This is a genomic window from Aeromonas sp. sif0611, from assembly GCF_019218845.1.
GTDB lineage: Bacteria > Pseudomonadota > Gammaproteobacteria > Enterobacterales > Aeromonadaceae > Aeromonas > Aeromonas media.
This window is the reverse complement of the sequence record NZ_JAHUWU010000006.1, coordinates 53,813-69,617: the sequence shown is the minus strand read 5'-3', so window position 1 is coordinate 69,617 and position 15,805 is coordinate 53,813. Positions and strand designations below refer to the sequence as shown.

Genomic DNA, 15,805 nt, shown 5'->3' with positions numbered 1-15,805 from the left:
GCCGGGCCAAAGAGACATGCTTGGTTGTCATGGCCTTGAGGCGGCCAACCCTGTCATCAGAAGCGATAGCCGACGCCAAGCATGAAGGCAACCGGATCGATGGAGGTGTTGATGGTGCCCACTGCGGTGTGCACGTCGGTGTCGATGTCGATGAGCCAGGCAGAGGCGTTGACGAACCAGCGGTCATTGATCGCCATGTCCAGCCCCACCTGACCCGCCAACCCCCAGGAGGAGTCGACGCTCACATCCGTGCCCGCCAGGGCCCCGCGGCCCTCTTCATCGAAGAAGGTGGTGTAGTTGATACCGGCACCGACATAAGGACGCACCTTGCTGTTGGCATCACCGAAATAGTACTGCGCCATCAGGGTCGGCGGCAGGTGCTTGACCTTGGCGACCTCACCCAGCCCCGGGGTCGACACCGAGTGGGAGAAGGGGGTCGCCGCCAGCAGCTCGACGCCCCAGTTGTCCGTCAGCATGTAGGAGAGAGTCAGCCCCAGCTGCATGTTGCTGTCGATATCCAGCTCGCCGGTGCCGAGGACGTCGTCACTGCTGGTCTGGGGGGAGACAAAGGCCAGACCGCCACGCACCAGAATGTCGCCGGCCTGGTGTGCCAGGACGGCGGGGGAAGCAAAAGCGGCTGCGATCAGGAGAGGAAGGACTTTTTTCATCACATATTTCCTTTTTGTTTTCTTTCTATGTTGTAAGCCCGAAAACTATAAAAGGATGTGAATGACTGGTTATTGATTTGGCTCAATAGTTATCAAGAAATAGATGGATGTACACAACAGCTTCTAACAATCATAAAATCAACTCAAAATACTAAAAAACCATTTAAATACAGCACCTTGAAATATAAACACACCATAAGAACAGCCTTAAAATATCAAATAAATACACCTTAATCGCGCTCACATTGCCTTTTAACTGTTGTTTAATTATGCCGGTCAGCGTATTTTATTAAAGCAATGTAGCCATGCTGTAATTTAATCTTTATGAAACCACAAACACGCAAAGACAAAATCATCGGCATCCTGGCAGCCATCTGGGGCATCGGTTCCTTCCTGTTTATCCTGCTCGGCTTTCTGTTTGCCCTCGCCTTCCTGATGCTGGCTCACTGACACTCCGCCGTCACCGCTCATACTCCCGGTGACTGTCCTGCCGTGCCCGATCCAATGACACATTCAGCCACTCCCAGGCTCAGTGTCTGCGCCCGTCGCTGACGCCGGCCCGAGGAAAGATCCCTCGCGTCCCTCTCGATCGCCCACAAAAAAGGGGCCAAGGCCCCTTGTCTGTCTGATGTGCCCTTACTTGTTCAGCAAGGGGGCCAGGAAGCGCGCGGTGTGCGACTCCTTGCAACGGCTCATCTCCTCCGGCGTGCCGGTCACCAGGATGCGGCCACCGCCAGCGCCCCCTTCCGGCCCCAGATCGACGATCCAGTCGGCGGTTTTGATGACGTCCAGATTGTGCTCGATGATGACGATCGTATTGCCCCGATCCCGCAGCTGGTGCAGCACCTTGAGCAGTTGCTGGATGTCGTGGAAGTGCAGCCCCGTGGTCGGCTCGTCCAGGATGTAGAGAGTCTGGCCGGTGTCGCGCTTGGAGAGCTCCCGCGCCAGCTTGACCCGCTGCGCCTCGCCACCCGACAGGGTGGTGGCGGACTGGCCGAGGCGGATGTAGGAGAGGCCCACGTCCATCAGGGTTTGCAGCTTGCGCGCCACCGCAGGGACGGGATCGAAGAATGCGCGGGCATCTTCCACCGTCATCTCGAGGATCTCGTGGATGTTCTTGCCTTTGTACTTCACCTCCAGGGTCTCGCGGTTGTAGCGCTTGCCCTTGCAGACGTCGCACGGCACATAGACATCCGGCAGGAAGTGCATCTCCACCTTGATGACGCCATCCCCCTGACAGGCCTCGCAGCGGCCCCCCTTGACGTTGAAGGAGAAGCGACCCGGCAGGTAGCCGCGGGAGCGCGCCTCCTGAGTGCCGGAGAGCAGCTCGCGGATCGGAGTGAACAGGCCGGTATAGGTGGCCGGGTTGGAGCGCGGGGTGCGGCCGATCGGGCTCTGATCGATGTCCACCACCTTGTCCAGGTGCTCCAGCCCTTCCACTTCGCGATAGGGGGCCGGCGTGGACTCGGTGGCTTTGTTGAGCTCCCGGTGGGCGATGCGGAACAAGGTGTCGTTGATCAGGGTCGACTTGCCGGAGCCGGAGACCCCGGTGACGCAGGTCATCACCCCGATGGGCAGATCCAGGTTGACGTTGCGCAGGTTGTTGCCGCTCGCCCCCTTGAGCTTCAACCACTTGCCGGTGAGCGGGGTGCGCTCATCCGGAATGGCGATCTGCTTGCGACCGGAGAGGTAGTCACCGGTCAGCGATTCGGGGTTGGCGATGATCTCTTCCGGTGTCCCCTGGGCGACGATGGCACCACCGTGCACGCCGGCCCCGGGGCCGATATCGAGCACATGATCGGCGAGGCGGATGGCATCCTCGTCGTGCTCCACCACGATGACGGTATTGCCCAGATCGCGCAGATGAGTGAGGGTCTTGAGCAGCCGCTCGTTGTCTCGCTGGTGCAGGCCGATGGAGGGCTCATCCAGCACGTACATGACCCCTACCAGACCGGCACCGATCTGGCTCGCCAGCCGGATCCGCTGCGCCTCGCCGCCGGAGAGGGTCTCGGCGCTGCGAGACAGGCTCAGGTAATTGAGGCCGACGTTGACCAGGAAGCCGAGCCGCTCGACTATCTCCTTGAGGATCTTCTCGGCGATCTGGGCGCGCTGGCCGGTGAGGTTCAGCCCCTCGAAGAAGGCAAGCGCATCGCCGATGGATTGCTCGGCGATGGCCGGCAGATTACGGTTGTCCACGAAGACATGGCGCGCCTCTTCCCGCAACCGGCTGCCACCGCAGCTGGTGCAGGACTTGTTGGCGATGTACTTGGCCAGCTCTTCCCGCACCGAGTTGGATTCAGTCTCCCGGTAGCGGCGCTCCATGTTGTGCAGGATCCCCTCGAACGGGTGCTTGCGTACCACCACATCGCCGCGATCGTTCATGTAGCGGAACTCGATCTCGGTGCGGCCGGAGCCGCGCAGGATCACTTCCTGGGTCTTGGCTGGCAGATCCTCCCAGGGTGCCTCCAGATCGAACTTGTAGTGCTCGGCGAGGGATTTCAGCATCTGGAAGTAATAGAAGCTCCGTTTGTCCCAACCGCGGATGGCGCCACCGGCCAGGCTCTGGCCCGGATCGTGGATCAGCTTGGCGGGATCGAAGTACTGCTGCACCCCGAGACCGTCGCAGGTGGGGCAGGCACCGGCCGGGTTGTTGAAGGAGAAGATGCGTGGCTCCAACTCCGACATGGAGTAACCGCACTCGGGGCAGGCGAAGTTGGCGGAGAAGATCAGCGGGGCAATCCCCTCCTCCCCGTCCATGGGCGCCACCAGCACGATGCCGCCGGAGAGGGTCAGTGCCGTCTCGAAGGACTCCGCGAGGCGCAGCGCCAGGTCATCACGCACCTTGAAGCGATCAACTACCACTTCGATGGTGTGCTTCTTGTGCAGCTCCAGCGGGGGAGGATCGGAGAGATCGCACACCTCCCCATCGATGCGAGCACGAATGTAGCCCTGGGCCGCCAGGTTCTCCAGCAGCTTGGTGTGCTCCCCCTTGCGATTGCGCACCACGGGCGCCAGCAGCATCAGCTTGGTGCCTTCGGGCTGGGCCAGCACCTGATCCACCATCTGGCTGATGGTCTGGGCGGCGAGCGGGATGGCGTGGGTCGGACAGCGCGGCTCGCCGACCCGGGCAAACAGCAGACGCAGGTAGTCGTAGATCTCGGTGATGGTGCCGACGGTCGAACGCGGGTTGTGGGAGGTGGACTTCTGCTCGATGGAGATGGCCGGCGAGAGCCCCTCGATATGATCCACGTCCGGTTTCTCCATCAGGGAGAGGAACTGGCGGGCATAGGCGGAGAGCGACTCCACATAGCGGCGCTGTCCTTCGGCATAGAGGGTATCGAACGCCAGGGAAGACTTGCCGGAACCGGACAGGCCGGTGACCACGATCAACTTGTCGCGGGGCAGAATCAGATTGATGTTTTTGAGGTTGTGGGTGCGGGCACCCCGGATCACGATTTTTTCCATCTTGTTGCGCGCTCGATACGGGAACCAGAGCGGGCCAGTATGGCATAGAGACTACTGGATGAATAGACAGCCTTTTATCATCCCATCCCGGCGCTCAGAGATACTCCTTGGCCCAGCTCACCGCCTGCAGGCGGTTCTTGACGTTCAACTTCTTGAACACGTTATAGAGGTGGGACTTGATGGTGTGTTCGCTCACGAACAGGCTGTCGGCAATCTCGGTGTTGGAGGCCCCCGTCATCAGGTGGCGGACTATCTCCTGCTCACGGGCCGTCAGCAGCGTCTGGTTGCGCAGGGGCTGGCCGCTTCCCTTGCGGTAGTAATCCACCAGATCGCACAGCAGATGGCGCGGGATCCAGTACTCCCCCTGCAACACCTTGCGGATGCCGATCACCAGCCTGTCCAGGTTGTCCTGACGGAAGAAGAGCCCGCTGGTATGAGGCCACATCAGCAGCAGCTCCCGATCCGTGCTGGTCGGGGCATTGAGCAGCACGGCACTGGCCTCGCCGAAACGGCTGCAGATGGCCTTGCTCCAGTCTGCCTGCTGAGCCGACTTGAGATAGTCCAGATCGATCAGCAGCAGCGTCTGAGCTCCGGTTTCGGAGGGCTCAGGCAAGGCATCCAGCTCCCCGACCAGCAAGATGGACAAGCCAAGCTGTTCGCTGAGGTGACGCTGGAAACTGGTGGCTTGTGCATTATTTTCGGTGATCAGCACTAGGGGATATTCGGGCGTCATCAAGAGAACTTCCTTGCACATTCGAGTCGGGGTTTTCGGCAAGGAAGAGTACCAATCCCCCTCCTGGCTGCAGCATTAAAAAAGTATTAGACGCCGTTGTGATTCCTTTGAAGCTCAGCAATTTTCCAGCCAATACAAATGACTAGCACGCCCCCCCCATTTGGGGGGTCAGGTAGTGCCGACCACCACCATAACAGGCCTTGGCCGTCGTTGCAGCACTCTGCCCCGCCGTCCCCTTGCTGGTGGGCCCCTACCTCGGGTAAGTTACTCGGACGCCAGCGGCGGGGTTTGGTGCTCGCCGAGACAGGAAGGTGTGCGCTCATCTTCGCCAACTGGTATTATTGCGGGCAAACGCTGCGGCGGTGGCCGATAAACGCGTCGGTTGAATCTGGCACAGCCGTGACATGCGTGAAGATGAGGCCCATCCGTGGCGCACATCTCATTGCAAACAAACGACATATTGAATGGGCCCAGGCATTTGGCCTGGCCGGTATACATAAGGGTGGAAGAGAGATTATGGCCAGTCGAGGCATCAACAAAGTCATTCTGATCGGTAACCTGGGGCAAGACCCGGAAGTGCGCTACATGCCGAGCGGCGGTGCCGTGACTAACATCACCCTGGCCACCTCCGACACCTGGCGCGACAAGCAGACCGGTGAGCAGAAAGAGCGAACCGAGTGGCACCGCGTGGTGTTCATGGGCAAGCTGGCCGAAGTGGCCGGCGAGTACCTGAAGAAGGGTTCCCAGGTCTATGTCGAAGGCAAGCTGCAGACCCGCAAGTGGCAGGATCAGAGTGGCCAGGAGCGTTACACCACAGAGGTGCTGGTCGACAGCTTCACCGGCGTAATGCAGATGCTGGGCGGCCGTCCGCAAGGCGGCGCGGGTCAGGGCATGGGTGGTCAACAGTCCCAGGGCAACTGGGGTCAGCCACAACAGGCCGCCCCCCAGCAAGCGATGCAACGCCCGGCCGCCACCCCGCAGCAGAATATGCAGCCGCAGGGTGGTTACGGTCGTCCTGCCCAGCAGCCTCAGTCTGCACCGCCGGTCTACAACGAGCCGCCGATGGATTTCGATGACGATATCCCGTTCTGATCTACAAAAAGGCCCTGATCACTCAGGGCCTTTTTGTCTGTTTCTGACGCATTCACCCCCCCCTCATCATGTTGTTGCGACGATCCGGCCCCTCCTCTCTTCCTCGCCCCGACTTGTCGCTATCATCGGGACGTAACACTCCTCCGAGAATAAGCATGAGTTATCCTGGTCGCCTGCTGCGCCTCATCTTGCTGGTGTTTGCTGCCCCTCTGGTCGCCGAGCCGCTACGAGTGGGAGTGAGCTTCGCCATCCCTCCCTACGTGATCACTCACGAAGATCGCGGCATCGAGCTCGATCTCCTGCGCGAGGCATTCGCTGGCAGCGATCATGTGCCCGAGTTCACCTATCTGCCTCTCGAGCGGACCTTCCGGATGCTGGAGGAAGGCAAGCTGGATGCCATCATCAACGTCAAGCCAGGCATGCTTAACAATGCCCACCTGTCACAGGCGGTGATCACCTTTCACAATCGGGTCTTTACCCTCGACAAGACGGCATTTCACACCATGAGGGATCTGCAGACGCTGCGCGTCAGCGCCTTCCAGCGGGCACGGCAGATCCTGGGAAAAGAGTTTGCCGAGCTGGTCGATCAGAACCCCCACTACGAGGAAGTGGCACGGCAGGAGGGGCAGGTACAGAAGCTGCTGCTGGGACGTACGGATGCCGTGATCCTGGAGCAGCGGGTATTCTACTACTACATGACGCAACTGCTCGGGCAGACAGAGGGCAGCGTACGCTACTCCTCCGATCGGGTCAGACAACATGATCTCTTTCCCCCTACCCAGTACCACTTCGCCTTTCGCCAGGCGACGGCGCAGCGGTGGTTCGATCGCCAGTTGAGCAGGATGAAGGAAGATGGGCGCTATGAACGGATCTTTGCCACCTATGGCGCGTCGTCATCGTATAGAAACATAAAAGCCAGCCCATGACGGACTGGCTTGATACTGGCCCCAGAGGAACAACAGTGTAGTGGAGCGTTACTTCATCGCGCCGCCATTTTTCAGGTCGGCTTTCTGCCGTTTGGCCTCGCGCTTCTCTTTCAGTGACATCTGCGGTTTTTTCTTGGCATCTTTGCCGTGATGCTGTTCTTTGTTGCTCATCATCAGACTCCAAAAATGTTACCAGGACAGTTGGAATGAGATTCCAGCATGTCATCCGAATCATAGATCACAGTACGCTAGCAGTGACGATCGAGGATCGCACTGGCACCAGCATACCCCCACCCTCCATCGGGATCCAGCCTCACTGGACGGCAGTGTCACGCAGGGCGCGGGCCTCGTCATCCACGTCCCGACAAACCGCAATAACCGGCTCGTATCTGAGCGACAACCGGCAAGAAAACGCACTCAAGTTGCCCTTTTGGGGTCAAGAGGACGATTACATAAGAGTCGGCTTCCGGAGTGTGTTAGGGTGGACCATCACCTGCCGCAGGAGTGCGCCATGAAAAAGCTGGAAATGAAAGATCTTACCGAGGCCGAAAAAGCCGAGATCACCCTGTTGCTGCAGAAGGCCCAGGCCAATGCCGATCACACCCTGACCAACGGGGAACGCAACAAGATCCGTGAAGAGGGACGCCTGAAAATCTCAGAGGATCGCGCCAAGGCAGCCAAGGCGGCCTCCGCACTGGCACGGGAGAAGGCCAAGGAACGAGCCAAGAATCAGGTGCTACCTGAAACCTTCAACTGGGCGGATTCCGTCAGCAACAAATATCGCAGCAAGCGATAATTTCCGCCTCCCATGTCCGGATGCTTGTGCTGTCACCCGGACATGAGCCTGCATACTGCCCTTTCCCATACCGGAAATTGATAGATAACCTTCTGGTATAAAACGATTTTATCAAAATAAAACGCTAACGCATCCTCGTCGGGCCGGAATTAATACCAAGATAAAGATTGCCATGACGGAGTGAGCGTGTTCTAATCGATTTCGATGGTTCGGTAGTTCAGACCTGATTATGTTAGGCAGTCATTTTAAAGCAGTGATTTGTGCATAGAGTTGTCCCAGATGATTCTCGCCAAATAATTCTCCTTCTTTAGTGCTCCCCATACGTATTGCTGACGAAAAATCATGGATTGCTACAAACGTAGCGTTTCAACATCACTATTCAAGGAAATTATTATGTCTAACAAAATGACTGGTACCGTAAAGTTCTTCAACGCTGAGAAAGGTTTTGGCTTCATCTCCCCGGCTGACGGTGGCAAAGACGTGTTCGTACACTTCTCCGCTATCCAGTCCACCAGCTTCAAAACCCTGGACGAAGGTCAGCGCGTTGAGTTCACCATCGAGCAAGGCCAGAAAGGCCCGGCTGCTGCCAACGTAGTTGGTCTGTAATTCAAGCCAGGAAGCCTTTTCGTCAACCGGAAAGTCCTTCTGCAAGAATTGAAAAAACCCGCCTAGGCGGGTTTTTTGTTGCCTGCTTTTTACCTCTCTACCTTTCGCCTCTCTCAATCCACTACCAGATCCCACCTCACCGTCGTCCCACAGTCGCGAGCACCCTGTAAACACCACCGGATACAACGAGGGCGCCAACATGGCGCCCTCGTTACTGATGGATGAATGCGAGCGTCCTCACAACGGCAGGCTGATCCTCGCCTCCAGGCCACCCTCGGGGCGATTGTGGAGGCTGAGCTCCCCGCCGTGCTGGTGCACCAGGGTCCGGGCGATGGCGAGCCCCAGCCCCACACTGCCCGATTCGGTGTTGCGGGCCTCATCGAGGCGCACGAAGGGTTTGAATACCTCCTCCAGCTGGCCCTCGGCGATGCCGGGCCCCCGATCGCAGACCAGGATCAGCAGCTCGGATTCGGTGCGCACCAGTGACACCTCGGCGCCCCCAGCGTATTTGATGGCGTTGCCGATAAGGTTTTGCAGCACCCGGCGCAAAGTATTGGCACGACAGGCATAGACCTGCTTGCCCTCGGCCAGGCAGGTGACGGGTTGCCCCATGTCGGCATAGTCGTCGCACAGGCTCTCCAGCAGGCTGACCAGGTCCAGCTCCCGGGTCGCCTCCTGCTGCCCTTCCTCCCGGGCGAAGCTCAGGGTCGCCGCCAGCATCTGCTCCATCTGTTGCAGGGTCTGCTGGAAGCGATCCTTGTCCTCGCCGTCCGCCAGAAACTCGCTGCGCAGCCGCAGGCTGGTGATGGGAGTGCGCAGGTCGTGGGAGATGGCGGCCAGCATGCGGGTCCTGTCCTGCACGAAGCGATCGAGTCGGGTGTGCATGCGGTTGAAGGCCTGAATGGACTCACGGATCTCGGTGGGCCCCTCTTCGCGCAGGGGTTCGATGTTCTCGCCGCGCCCCAGCCTGTCCGCATTGGCAGCCAGCTGTTTGAGGGGCAAGGTCGCACGGCGGAACAGCCAGATCATCAGGCCGATCACCAGGCTTGCCACCAGCAGCAGGTTGAGGGTGGTCTGCCATGACCAGCTCGCCGACTCCTTGTCCACCAGGGAGCTGAACTGCAGCCAGCCGCCGTTGGGCAACTGGATGGAGCCATAGAGCCGCATGTCCTGGGGGGGCGGCATGCCATTGCGATCCTTCATCATGCGGTTGTGGTGCTGCCAGGCCCGGCTGCGCTGGATGTCCTGCTTCAGCTCGGCGCTGATCTCCACCGACAGGGACGACGGATACCCGAGCTTGGCGCGCACCAGCTTCTCGAAACGGGGGCTGCGGTTGTCCGGTTGCAGCGGCTCGTCGGCGAGGCGCAGCAGCAGGGTCTCGCTACGGCTCGCCTTGAGGATCTCGTGATAGAGGGAGGGGGGCGAGAGGGAGAGCAACCGCACCACGGAGATGATCCGCTGCATGGCGTTGCGACTGTTGACGTAGCCGAGGGCCTCCTCCCGGTCCGAGCGGTAGATCTGGATGCTGAGCAACTGGATCAACACCAGTCCCGCCAGTGCCACCAGCACTATCTGGCCGGTCAGCCCCTTGGGCAGCAGCCTGGCGAAGAAACCTTTGATCATGCTGGCCTCACTCCTGAGTCACGTCTGCGGCGAACAGATAACCGCCGCCCCAGATGGTCTTGATGAGCTCGGGGTTCTTGGGATCCCGCTCCAGCTTGCGCCGCAGCCGGCTCACCAGGGTATCGATGGCACGATCGAAGGCCACGGCCTCCCGGCCGCGGGCCAGATCCAGCAACTGATCCCGGCTCAGTACTCGCTGGGGGCGCTCCAGAAACACCTTGAGCAGATCGAATTCGGCGGTGGAGAGGCTCATCCCCACCCCCTCCTCGTCCACCAGTTCGCGGCGATTGATGTCGAGCAACCAGCGATCGAAGCGCAGATCCCGGGTCAGAGTCTCGGGCACGGGCTGGATCTCGGCCTGGGTTCGACGCATCACCGCCTTGATTCTGGCCAGCAGCTCCCTGGGATTGAACGGCTTGGCGAGGTAGTCATCGGCCCCCATCTCCAGCCCTATGATGCGATCCGTCTCCTCCCCCATGGCGGTGAGCATGATGATGGGCAGGCGGGACTTCACTCTGAGCTCGCGGCACAGGGTGAGGCCATCCTCCCCCGGCATCATCAGATCCAGCACCAGCAGATCGAACTCCCGCTCGTCCAGCAGCCGCTTCATCTCCTTGCCATCACGGGCACAGCTGACGCGCATGCCGTGTTGCTCCAGAAAGCGCTTGAGCAGATCGCGGATCTCACTGTGGTCGTCGACCACCAGAATATGAGGGCTGCCTTGGTTCATCATCGTCTCTCCCGTTATCGAGCTGGAGCGATTATACGAAAATCAACCGGGCGGGTTGTGTCAAAGTGTGCCAGAGCACCAAGATGCCACACTCTGCTACAAAATAGTCCGGTACTGGCAAAGTTCAGACACTTCCACGGTATTTACTGGGTACCAAGGCGAAACAGCCTGTACCCGTACCAATTAGACAGGAGTGACCCATGAAAAACCTGACCAAGACCCTGCTGACCGCCACCCTGATCCTCGGCCTGCCGCTCGGCGCCTATGCCGCCAGCGAAGCCGTCTCCACCGCCCAGCCGACCCAGGCCATGGCGGCCGGTTGCCCCATGGACGGCTCCGGCATGATGGGCGGCAAGCACCACAGCGGCCGCCACGACAAGATGGCCCGCATGCAGAACATGACCCCGGAGCAGATCCAGGCCCACCTGCAACAGCGCTATGACAAGATTGAAGACCCGGCCAAGAAGGCCGAATTCGTGAAGAACCTTGGCTTGCGTGCCGACGGCATGACCAAGCATGCCGAAGCGATGAAACAGTTCGCCGAGGCGCACCAGTAAAAGCTTCTAGACCCGCAACAGGGTGGCCTCGGCCACCCTTTTTTGTGTCTCCCGCTCGGCCTGCCACCCTCTGCGATTCGCCCCTGGCACCCGTCATTTCCCTTCTCATCTGCTCCGGGTTATGTGAGCGATAACAAACGTTTTATGTTCGAAATAGCTAATAATGGCGACTCAAACAACAGGATCGGGCAAGGCCCCGACAACAGTGGACAGGAGTCGTTATGGGATGGAATCTGGGCACAATCAAGGGGCGTTATACCGCCGTCTTCGTGGGATTCATGGCGCTGGTGTGCGCCCTGACGGTGATCGGCATCCAGCTCTGGATCAAGCCGGCGCTGCAGAAGGCCGGTGAGCAGAATGTGGCGATGCGGGTCAGCGAGATAGCCACCGACATCCGCGATCAGCTCAACGGGGTGCAGAGCCAGTCCCGCAGCATCACCCAGCTGGTGGCCCAGCTGCCGAGCGAGCAGATAGACACCCTGCTGCCTGCCCTCATCGATCAATACGGCAACGCCATGGTCTTCGGCGGCGGCATTTGGCCCCTGCCGAACAAGCGGGAGGCGGGCCGCGCCAAGTTCAGCACCTTCTATCACAGGGACGCGGCCAACGCGCTCATCCCCAATACCTACTGGAACTCGGCCGAGGCGCCGAACTACTTCGAGCAACCCTGGCACAAGGCGGGGCAGCAGGCTCCTCGCGGCATGTGCGTCTGGGCCGCAGCCTACAAGGATGGCGCCAGTCAGCAGCCGAGGACCAACTGCGCCATGGGGATCTACAAGGACGGCGCCCTGTACGGGGTATCGACCATAGACGTGACCCTGGGGTTCTTCAACGATCTGGTGGCCAGGAAGGAGCAGGAGATCGGTGGCCAGGTGATGATCGTCGAGGCTGACGGCAAGATCCTGAGCAAGAACGCCCGCCTCGGCGGCGATGTGGTGCTCGGCAACCTCTCCGCCCACGCCGACTACCCCTTCGCCGGGGCCATCGCCGGCCTGCTCGGCCAGGACGCTAGCAAGGGGCTGCTGCGCACCACCTTCCAGGATCAAGGGGAGGAGCAGACACTGCTGATGCAGGCCATTGAAGGCACCCCCTGGCTGCTCGCCACCGCACTGCCGACCAGCATCCTGACCCAGGACAGCCGGGACGTGCTCGCCACCCTGGCCAGTATCCAGCTGCCCCTGGTGGGGCTGCTGTTCGTGCTCATGGTGCTGGCCATCAGCCAGCTCGGCAGCCGGCTGCAGACCCTCAAGCTCAACATCGATGCCCTCAGTGCCGGCGATGCCGACCTGACCGCCCGCATCCAGGTGAAGGGCCATGACGAGCTGGACAACATCGCCCTGTCGGTGAACCGTTTCATCGCCTACCTGCAGCAGATGATGGTGCAGGTGACCGATGCCACCGACCTCATCACCCGTGAGCTGGCGCAGCTCGATCAGCAGACCGGTCAGGCCAGACGGATCCTGGGGGAACACGCCAGCGAGACGGATCAGGTGGTCACCGCCCTCACCGAGCTCAGTTCCACCGCCGACAGCGTGGCCCAGCACGCCAGCGACTCGGCGAGCTTCACCGAGGCTGCCAATGGCCAGGCTGCCAATTCACGCAAGGTGGTGGGATCGGCCTCCGCCAGCGTGGTGGCCCTGATCGACGAGGTGGATCTCGCCGCCGCCAAGGTGCTGGAGATGCAGGAGGATGCCAAACAGATTGGCAGCGTACTCGGAGTGATCGGCGGCATCGCCGCCCAGACCAACCTGCTGGCGCTCAATGCCGCCATCGAGGCGGCGCGGGCCGGGGAGCAGGGACGTGGCTTTGCCGTGGTGGCCGACGAGGTGCGCGCCCTGGCGGCCCGTACCCAGAACAGCACCGCCGAGGTGGGCAGCATGCTGTCACGTCTTACCCAGGGGGTGGCAGAGGCCGTGGTCGCCATGGAGCAGACCAAGCGCAGTTGTCAGGCCGCAGCCGACACCACGGGTCAGGTCACCGGCGGGCTCGACAGCATGGCCGACTCCGTGGTGCAGATCCACGATCTCAGCAGCCAGATAGCCACCGCCGCCGAAGAGCAGAGCCGGGTGACCGAGGAGATCAACCGCAACATGGTGAGCATTCGCGACATGCTGAGCCTGCTGGTGCAAAACGGCAGCCAGACCGAGCAGAGCGCCGCCACCCTGCTCGGCTCCAACCGCCAGTTGCTGGCCCTGGTGCGCCGCTTCAAGGTGTGATGGTGAACGTCAGCCAGCAAAAAGGGGCCCGCGGGCCCCTTTCTCATTCACTTCGCCGGGACTCAGGCCTTGTTGGCCAGGTTCAGGGTCTTGACGGTCTCGCCTTCGAACTTGATGACCACGTCTTTCTGGGCCACTTCGGAATCCTTCAGCAGGGACTTGGTGGTCTCGGCCAGCAGCGGGGAAGCCTTGTTCAGGGCGCCCAGATCATAGGTCCACACTTCCAGACCGGCGTCGGTCTTGGTGCTGGCCGGGGCGCCCAGCTTGTCCTTGATGGCCTGCTTGTTGGAGCCGCCTTCCTTGATATCCAGAGCCTTTTTGATCGCTTCGTTGGAGGCGCTGTCCATGGCAGTACCGGCCATCTCTTTGGCGGTGCTGGTGACGCTGCTGGTCACGGAGTCGGTCAGGGAGTCCATCAGGCCGGCCTGGGCAACCAGAGGCAGGGCGGTCAGGGCAATCAGGAGGCACTTTTTCATTAAGATACATCTCACAGGAATGAAAGAGCGCGCATCAGACCAGTGAGCTTGACTGGAGTCAAGGTGATCCCAAGGTCAAGCCTCATTCGGGGGGCAAGGGGCAATCCCCTTGGGTGAAGATGGTGGTCGGGAACGGATATCGGGCTGGCCTAGCCGCAGAGCTGATCCTTGCCCGCCAGCTTGGCTCGATAGAGCGCCCTGTCCACCCTCGCCATCAGCTGATTCAGGGGCTCATCCGGCATGGACTCCACCAGGCCGAAGCTCAGGGTGATGGGCTCCACCCCCTTGACCCTGGCGTAGCCCAATCGCTGTCGCAACTTTTCGGCAACCACCTGGGCCTCCGGCAGACGGGTATTGGGCAGCACCAGCATGAACTCGTCTCCGCCCCAACGGGCCAGCAGATCGATCTCGCGGATGGAGCCTCGCGTCAGACGCACTATGTCGATCAGGGTCTGATCCCCCACCCCGTGGCCATGGCGATCGTTGATCTGCTTGAAGTCATCCACATCCATGGCGATCACGGCGAAGGGCTCCTTGAAACGCCGGGCACGCTCATATTCCAGCCGGACGGCCTGCTCCAGCCGATAGCGGCTGGCGGCGCCGGTCAGGGAGTCCGTCTCCGCCAGGCGACGGTTCTCCTCAACCTGGTGCTGCAGCGCAAGATTGAGCCGCTCCAGCTCGGCGGTGCGCTCCGCCACCTGCTGCTCCAGGGAGCGATTGTGCAGCTCCAGCCGGGCATAGAGCTCACGCTGGGCATGGATATCCCGATGCGCCCCTATCATCCTGGCCACGGATCCATCCGGATTGCGCGCTATGATGCGGCCACGATCCTCTATCCAGATGAAGTCCCCGTTGCGGCAGCGGCAGCGGTACTCGACCCGGTAGTCAGGGGCCACCCCGCTCAGATAGGCGTCGAAACAAGCCATCACCCGCGCCAGATCGTCCGGATGGATGACGTTCTCCCAGGTGAACACCGTATTGTTGAGAGAATGCGGCTCATAGCCCAGCATCTGATACCAGCCCGGGTTGCGATAGACGAAACCGGTGTTGGCATTCCAGTCCCAGACCCCGTCGCTGATGACCTCCAGAATGCCGCGTACGGCGGCGTCATTGAGATCCGAGATCCTGATCGTGTCATTGTCCTGCAGCATGGGAACCATCCTTGTTCTGCTACCCCGCGTCACTGCGCGGTGACTCACATCCGATTGTTGAACATCACTGAAACATGCGCCTGGCCTGCCGGGAGTCGCCGATGGCGGTGTACGGCTTTCACACCCTGTCATGACAAGGTTATCGGCCACTCCCGAGCTCCCCTGAATAACAGTAGCAGCCGGGCTCTTCGCAGGTCTTGAGCGCCGTCAAGCCGACCCTCTTTTGTTTGTTCGCCGCATGCACCAAAGCGGTGCGCACCCTTGGCGCAGCCCTGCCAAAATTGGGCGTCTCTCGTCCCACCTCCGGACACAAAATGAATAAGACATTGAATAAATTGGAGAAAAATATTGGCCCAACATTTGCCTTTTGTCTAAGTGAGCCACCAAGGATTGGGGATATTGCATGAAATTAATCACCGCCATCATCAAGCCATTCAAACTCGATGACGTTCGCGAAGCCATGGCCAATCTCGGTGTCGAGGGGCTGACGGTCTCGGAGGTCAAGGGGTTTGGCCGCCAGAAGGGGCACACCGAACTCTATCGGGGTGCCGAATACCAGGTGGATTTCCTGCCCAAGGTAAAGCTGGAGATCGCCACCCTGGCCGACAACGTCGAGCAGATCATCGACGCCATCAGCAAGGCCGCCCACACCGGCAAGATAGGTGACGGCAAGATCTTCGTCTACGACCTGCAGGCAGCCGTGCGGATCCGCACCGGCGAGACCGACGCAGACGCCCTTTGATACGACTGGAACCGAGGAATACGA

16 protein-coding genes are annotated in these 15,805 nt (G+C 60.4%); 8 read left to right on the top strand and 8 right to left on the bottom strand.

All coding sequences use genetic code 11. The features are described from left to right. Positions 1-56: 56 nt before the first annotated feature. A complete protein-coding gene (locus KW824_RS15040; protein WP_171272784.1) occupies positions 57-668 on the bottom strand; it encodes an OmpW family outer membrane protein in 612 nt (203 codons plus the stop codon). Between the two features lie 324 nt (positions 669-992). Between KW824_RS15040 and KW824_RS21025 the strand changes: the two genes are divergently transcribed. Further along, positions 993-1,118 carry a hypothetical protein gene (locus KW824_RS21025; protein ID WP_005328766.1) on the top strand — a complete coding sequence of 42 codons (126 nt, stop codon included), beginning with the start codon at positions 993-995 and terminating at the stop codon, positions 1,116-1,118. Positions 1,119-1,304: 186 nt separating this feature from the next. Here the strand turns inward: KW824_RS21025 and uvrA are convergent, their stop codons facing one another. Both uvrA and KW824_RS15030 read right to left on the bottom strand, forming a co-directional pair. Continuing rightward, positions 1,305-4,133 carry an excinuclease ABC subunit UvrA gene (gene uvrA, locus KW824_RS15035; RefSeq protein WP_171272785.1) on the bottom strand — a complete coding sequence of 943 codons (2,829 nt, stop codon included), beginning with the start codon at positions 4,131-4,133 and terminating at the stop codon, positions 1,305-1,307. 94 nt (positions 4,134-4,227) lie between these two features. Next, a complete protein-coding gene (locus KW824_RS15030) occupies positions 4,228-4,866 on the bottom strand; it encodes a LuxR C-terminal-related transcriptional regulator (RefSeq protein ID WP_139750669.1) in 639 nt (212 codons plus the stop codon). A 516-nt stretch (positions 4,867-5,382) separates the two neighbouring features. Here KW824_RS15030 and KW824_RS15025 point away from each other — a divergent pair. After that, positions 5,383-5,958 (top strand): single-stranded DNA-binding protein, encoded by a 576-nt coding sequence (locus tag KW824_RS15025; RefSeq protein WP_218410218.1) that lies wholly within the window; start codon positions 5,383-5,385, stop codon positions 5,956-5,958. Positions 5,959-6,113: 155 nt separating this feature from the next. Beyond that, the gene (locus tag KW824_RS15020; RefSeq protein ID WP_218410217.1) at positions 6,114-6,884 is read left to right on the top strand and encodes an ABC transporter substrate-binding protein; all 771 of its coding nucleotides are present in this window, start codon (positions 6,114-6,116) and stop codon (positions 6,882-6,884) included. Between the two features lie 48 nt (positions 6,885-6,932). Here the strand turns inward: KW824_RS15020 and KW824_RS21020 are convergent, their stop codons facing one another. Continuing rightward, positions 6,933-7,055, bottom strand: a complete 123-nt coding sequence (locus tag KW824_RS21020) for a hypothetical protein (RefSeq protein ID WP_080675244.1) — start codon at positions 7,053-7,055, stop codon at positions 6,933-6,935. Positions 7,056-7,395: 340 nt separating this feature from the next. Here KW824_RS21020 and yjbD point away from each other — a divergent pair, with 340 nt between their 5' ends. Together yjbD and cspA are read left to right on the top strand one after the other, a co-directional pair. Next, positions 7,396-7,680 (top strand): DUF3811 domain-containing protein, encoded by a 285-nt coding sequence (gene yjbD, locus KW824_RS15015; protein WP_218410216.1) that lies wholly within the window; start codon positions 7,396-7,398, stop codon positions 7,678-7,680. A 393-nt stretch (positions 7,681-8,073) separates the two neighbouring features. After that, complete coding sequence (gene cspA / locus KW824_RS15010; protein ID WP_025328559.1) at positions 8,074-8,286, top strand: RNA chaperone/antiterminator CspA; 213 nt, start codon at positions 8,074-8,076, stop codon at positions 8,284-8,286. Positions 8,287-8,523: 237 nt separating this feature from the next. Here cspA and KW824_RS15005 read toward each other — a convergent pair whose 3' ends face one another. Next, a complete protein-coding gene (locus KW824_RS15005) occupies positions 8,524-9,909 on the bottom strand; it encodes an ATP-binding protein (RefSeq protein ID WP_042648577.1) in 1,386 nt (461 codons plus the stop codon). Positions 9,910-9,916: 7 nt separating this feature from the next. Next, positions 9,917-10,639, bottom strand: coding sequence for a response regulator (locus KW824_RS15000; RefSeq protein WP_041207099.1), 723 nt, complete (start codon positions 10,637-10,639; stop codon positions 9,917-9,919). A gap of 200 nt (positions 10,640-10,839) precedes the next feature. Between KW824_RS15000 and KW824_RS14995 the strand changes: the two genes are divergently transcribed. Together KW824_RS14995 and KW824_RS14990 are read left to right on the top strand one after the other, a co-directional pair. Then, positions 10,840-11,196: a hypothetical protein gene (locus tag KW824_RS14995; protein ID WP_218410215.1), complete on the top strand. Its 357-nt coding sequence runs from the start codon at positions 10,840-10,842 to the stop codon at positions 11,194-11,196. A gap of 221 nt (positions 11,197-11,417) precedes the next feature. Next, positions 11,418-13,412 (top strand): methyl-accepting chemotaxis protein, encoded by a 1,995-nt coding sequence (locus tag KW824_RS14990; protein WP_218410214.1) that lies wholly within the window; start codon positions 11,418-11,420, stop codon positions 13,410-13,412. Between the two features lie 62 nt (positions 13,413-13,474). Here KW824_RS14990 and KW824_RS14985 read toward each other — a convergent pair whose 3' ends face one another. Both KW824_RS14985 and KW824_RS14980 read right to left on the bottom strand, forming a co-directional pair. After that, positions 13,475-13,888, bottom strand: coding sequence for a hypothetical protein (locus KW824_RS14985; RefSeq protein WP_005328788.1), 414 nt, complete (start codon positions 13,886-13,888; stop codon positions 13,475-13,477). A gap of 149 nt (positions 13,889-14,037) precedes the next feature. After that, positions 14,038-15,039 (bottom strand): diguanylate cyclase domain-containing protein, encoded by a 1,002-nt coding sequence (locus KW824_RS14980; RefSeq protein ID WP_041206522.1) that lies wholly within the window; start codon positions 15,037-15,039, stop codon positions 14,038-14,040. A gap of 403 nt (positions 15,040-15,442) precedes the next feature. Here KW824_RS14980 and glnK point away from each other — a divergent pair, with 403 nt between their 5' ends. Continuing rightward, the gene (gene glnK / locus KW824_RS14975) at positions 15,443-15,781 is read left to right on the top strand and encodes a P-II family nitrogen regulator (protein ID WP_005328794.1); all 339 of its coding nucleotides are present in this window, start codon (positions 15,443-15,445) and stop codon (positions 15,779-15,781) included. Positions 15,782-15,805 lie beyond the last annotated feature (24 nt).

Excerpts from the sequence above, each read along its gene's own strand:
- KW824_RS15000 (WP_041207099.1), bottom strand. The coding sequence starts at position 10,639 with ATGAACCAAGGCAGCCCTCATATTCTGGTGGTCGACGACCACAGTGAG.
- KW824_RS15025 (WP_218410218.1), top strand. The coding sequence starts at position 5,383 with ATGGCCAGTCGAGGCATCAACAAAGTCATTCTGATCGGTAACCTGGGG.
- glnK (WP_005328794.1), top strand. The coding sequence starts at position 15,443 with ATGAAATTAATCACCGCCATCATCAAGCCATTCAAACTCGATGACGTT.
- KW824_RS14980 (WP_041206522.1), bottom strand. The coding sequence starts at position 15,039 with ATGCTGCAGGACAATGACACGATCAGGATCTCGGATCTCAATGACGCC.
- uvrA (WP_171272785.1), bottom strand. The coding sequence starts at position 4,133 with ATGGAAAAAATCGTGATCCGGGGTGCCCGCACCCACAACCTCAAAAAC.
- KW824_RS21020 (WP_080675244.1), bottom strand. The coding sequence starts at position 7,055 with ATGAGCAACAAAGAACAGCATCACGGCAAAGATGCCAAGAAAAAACCG.
- KW824_RS14995 (WP_218410215.1), top strand. The coding sequence starts at position 10,840 with ATGAAAAACCTGACCAAGACCCTGCTGACCGCCACCCTGATCCTCGGC.
- cspA (WP_025328559.1), top strand. The coding sequence starts at position 8,074 with ATGTCTAACAAAATGACTGGTACCGTAAAGTTCTTCAACGCTGAGAAA.
- KW824_RS14990 (WP_218410214.1), top strand. The coding sequence starts at position 11,418 with ATGGGATGGAATCTGGGCACAATCAAGGGGCGTTATACCGCCGTCTTC.
- KW824_RS15020 (WP_218410217.1), top strand. The coding sequence starts at position 6,114 with ATGAGTTATCCTGGTCGCCTGCTGCGCCTCATCTTGCTGGTGTTTGCT.
- KW824_RS15030 (WP_139750669.1), bottom strand. The coding sequence starts at position 4,866 with ATGACGCCCGAATATCCCCTAGTGCTGATCACCGAAAATAATGCACAA.
- KW824_RS15040 (WP_171272784.1), bottom strand. The coding sequence starts at position 668 with ATGAAAAAAGTCCTTCCTCTCCTGATCGCAGCCGCTTTTGCTTCCCCC.
- KW824_RS14985 (WP_005328788.1), bottom strand. The coding sequence starts at position 13,888 with ATGAAAAAGTGCCTCCTGATTGCCCTGACCGCCCTGCCTCTGGTTGCC.
- yjbD (WP_218410216.1), top strand. The coding sequence starts at position 7,396 with ATGAAAAAGCTGGAAATGAAAGATCTTACCGAGGCCGAAAAAGCCGAG.
- KW824_RS21025 (WP_005328766.1), top strand. The coding sequence starts at position 993 with ATGAAACCACAAACACGCAAAGACAAAATCATCGGCATCCTGGCAGCC.
- KW824_RS15005 (WP_042648577.1), bottom strand. The coding sequence starts at position 9,909 with ATGATCAAAGGTTTCTTCGCCAGGCTGCTGCCCAAGGGGCTGACCGGC.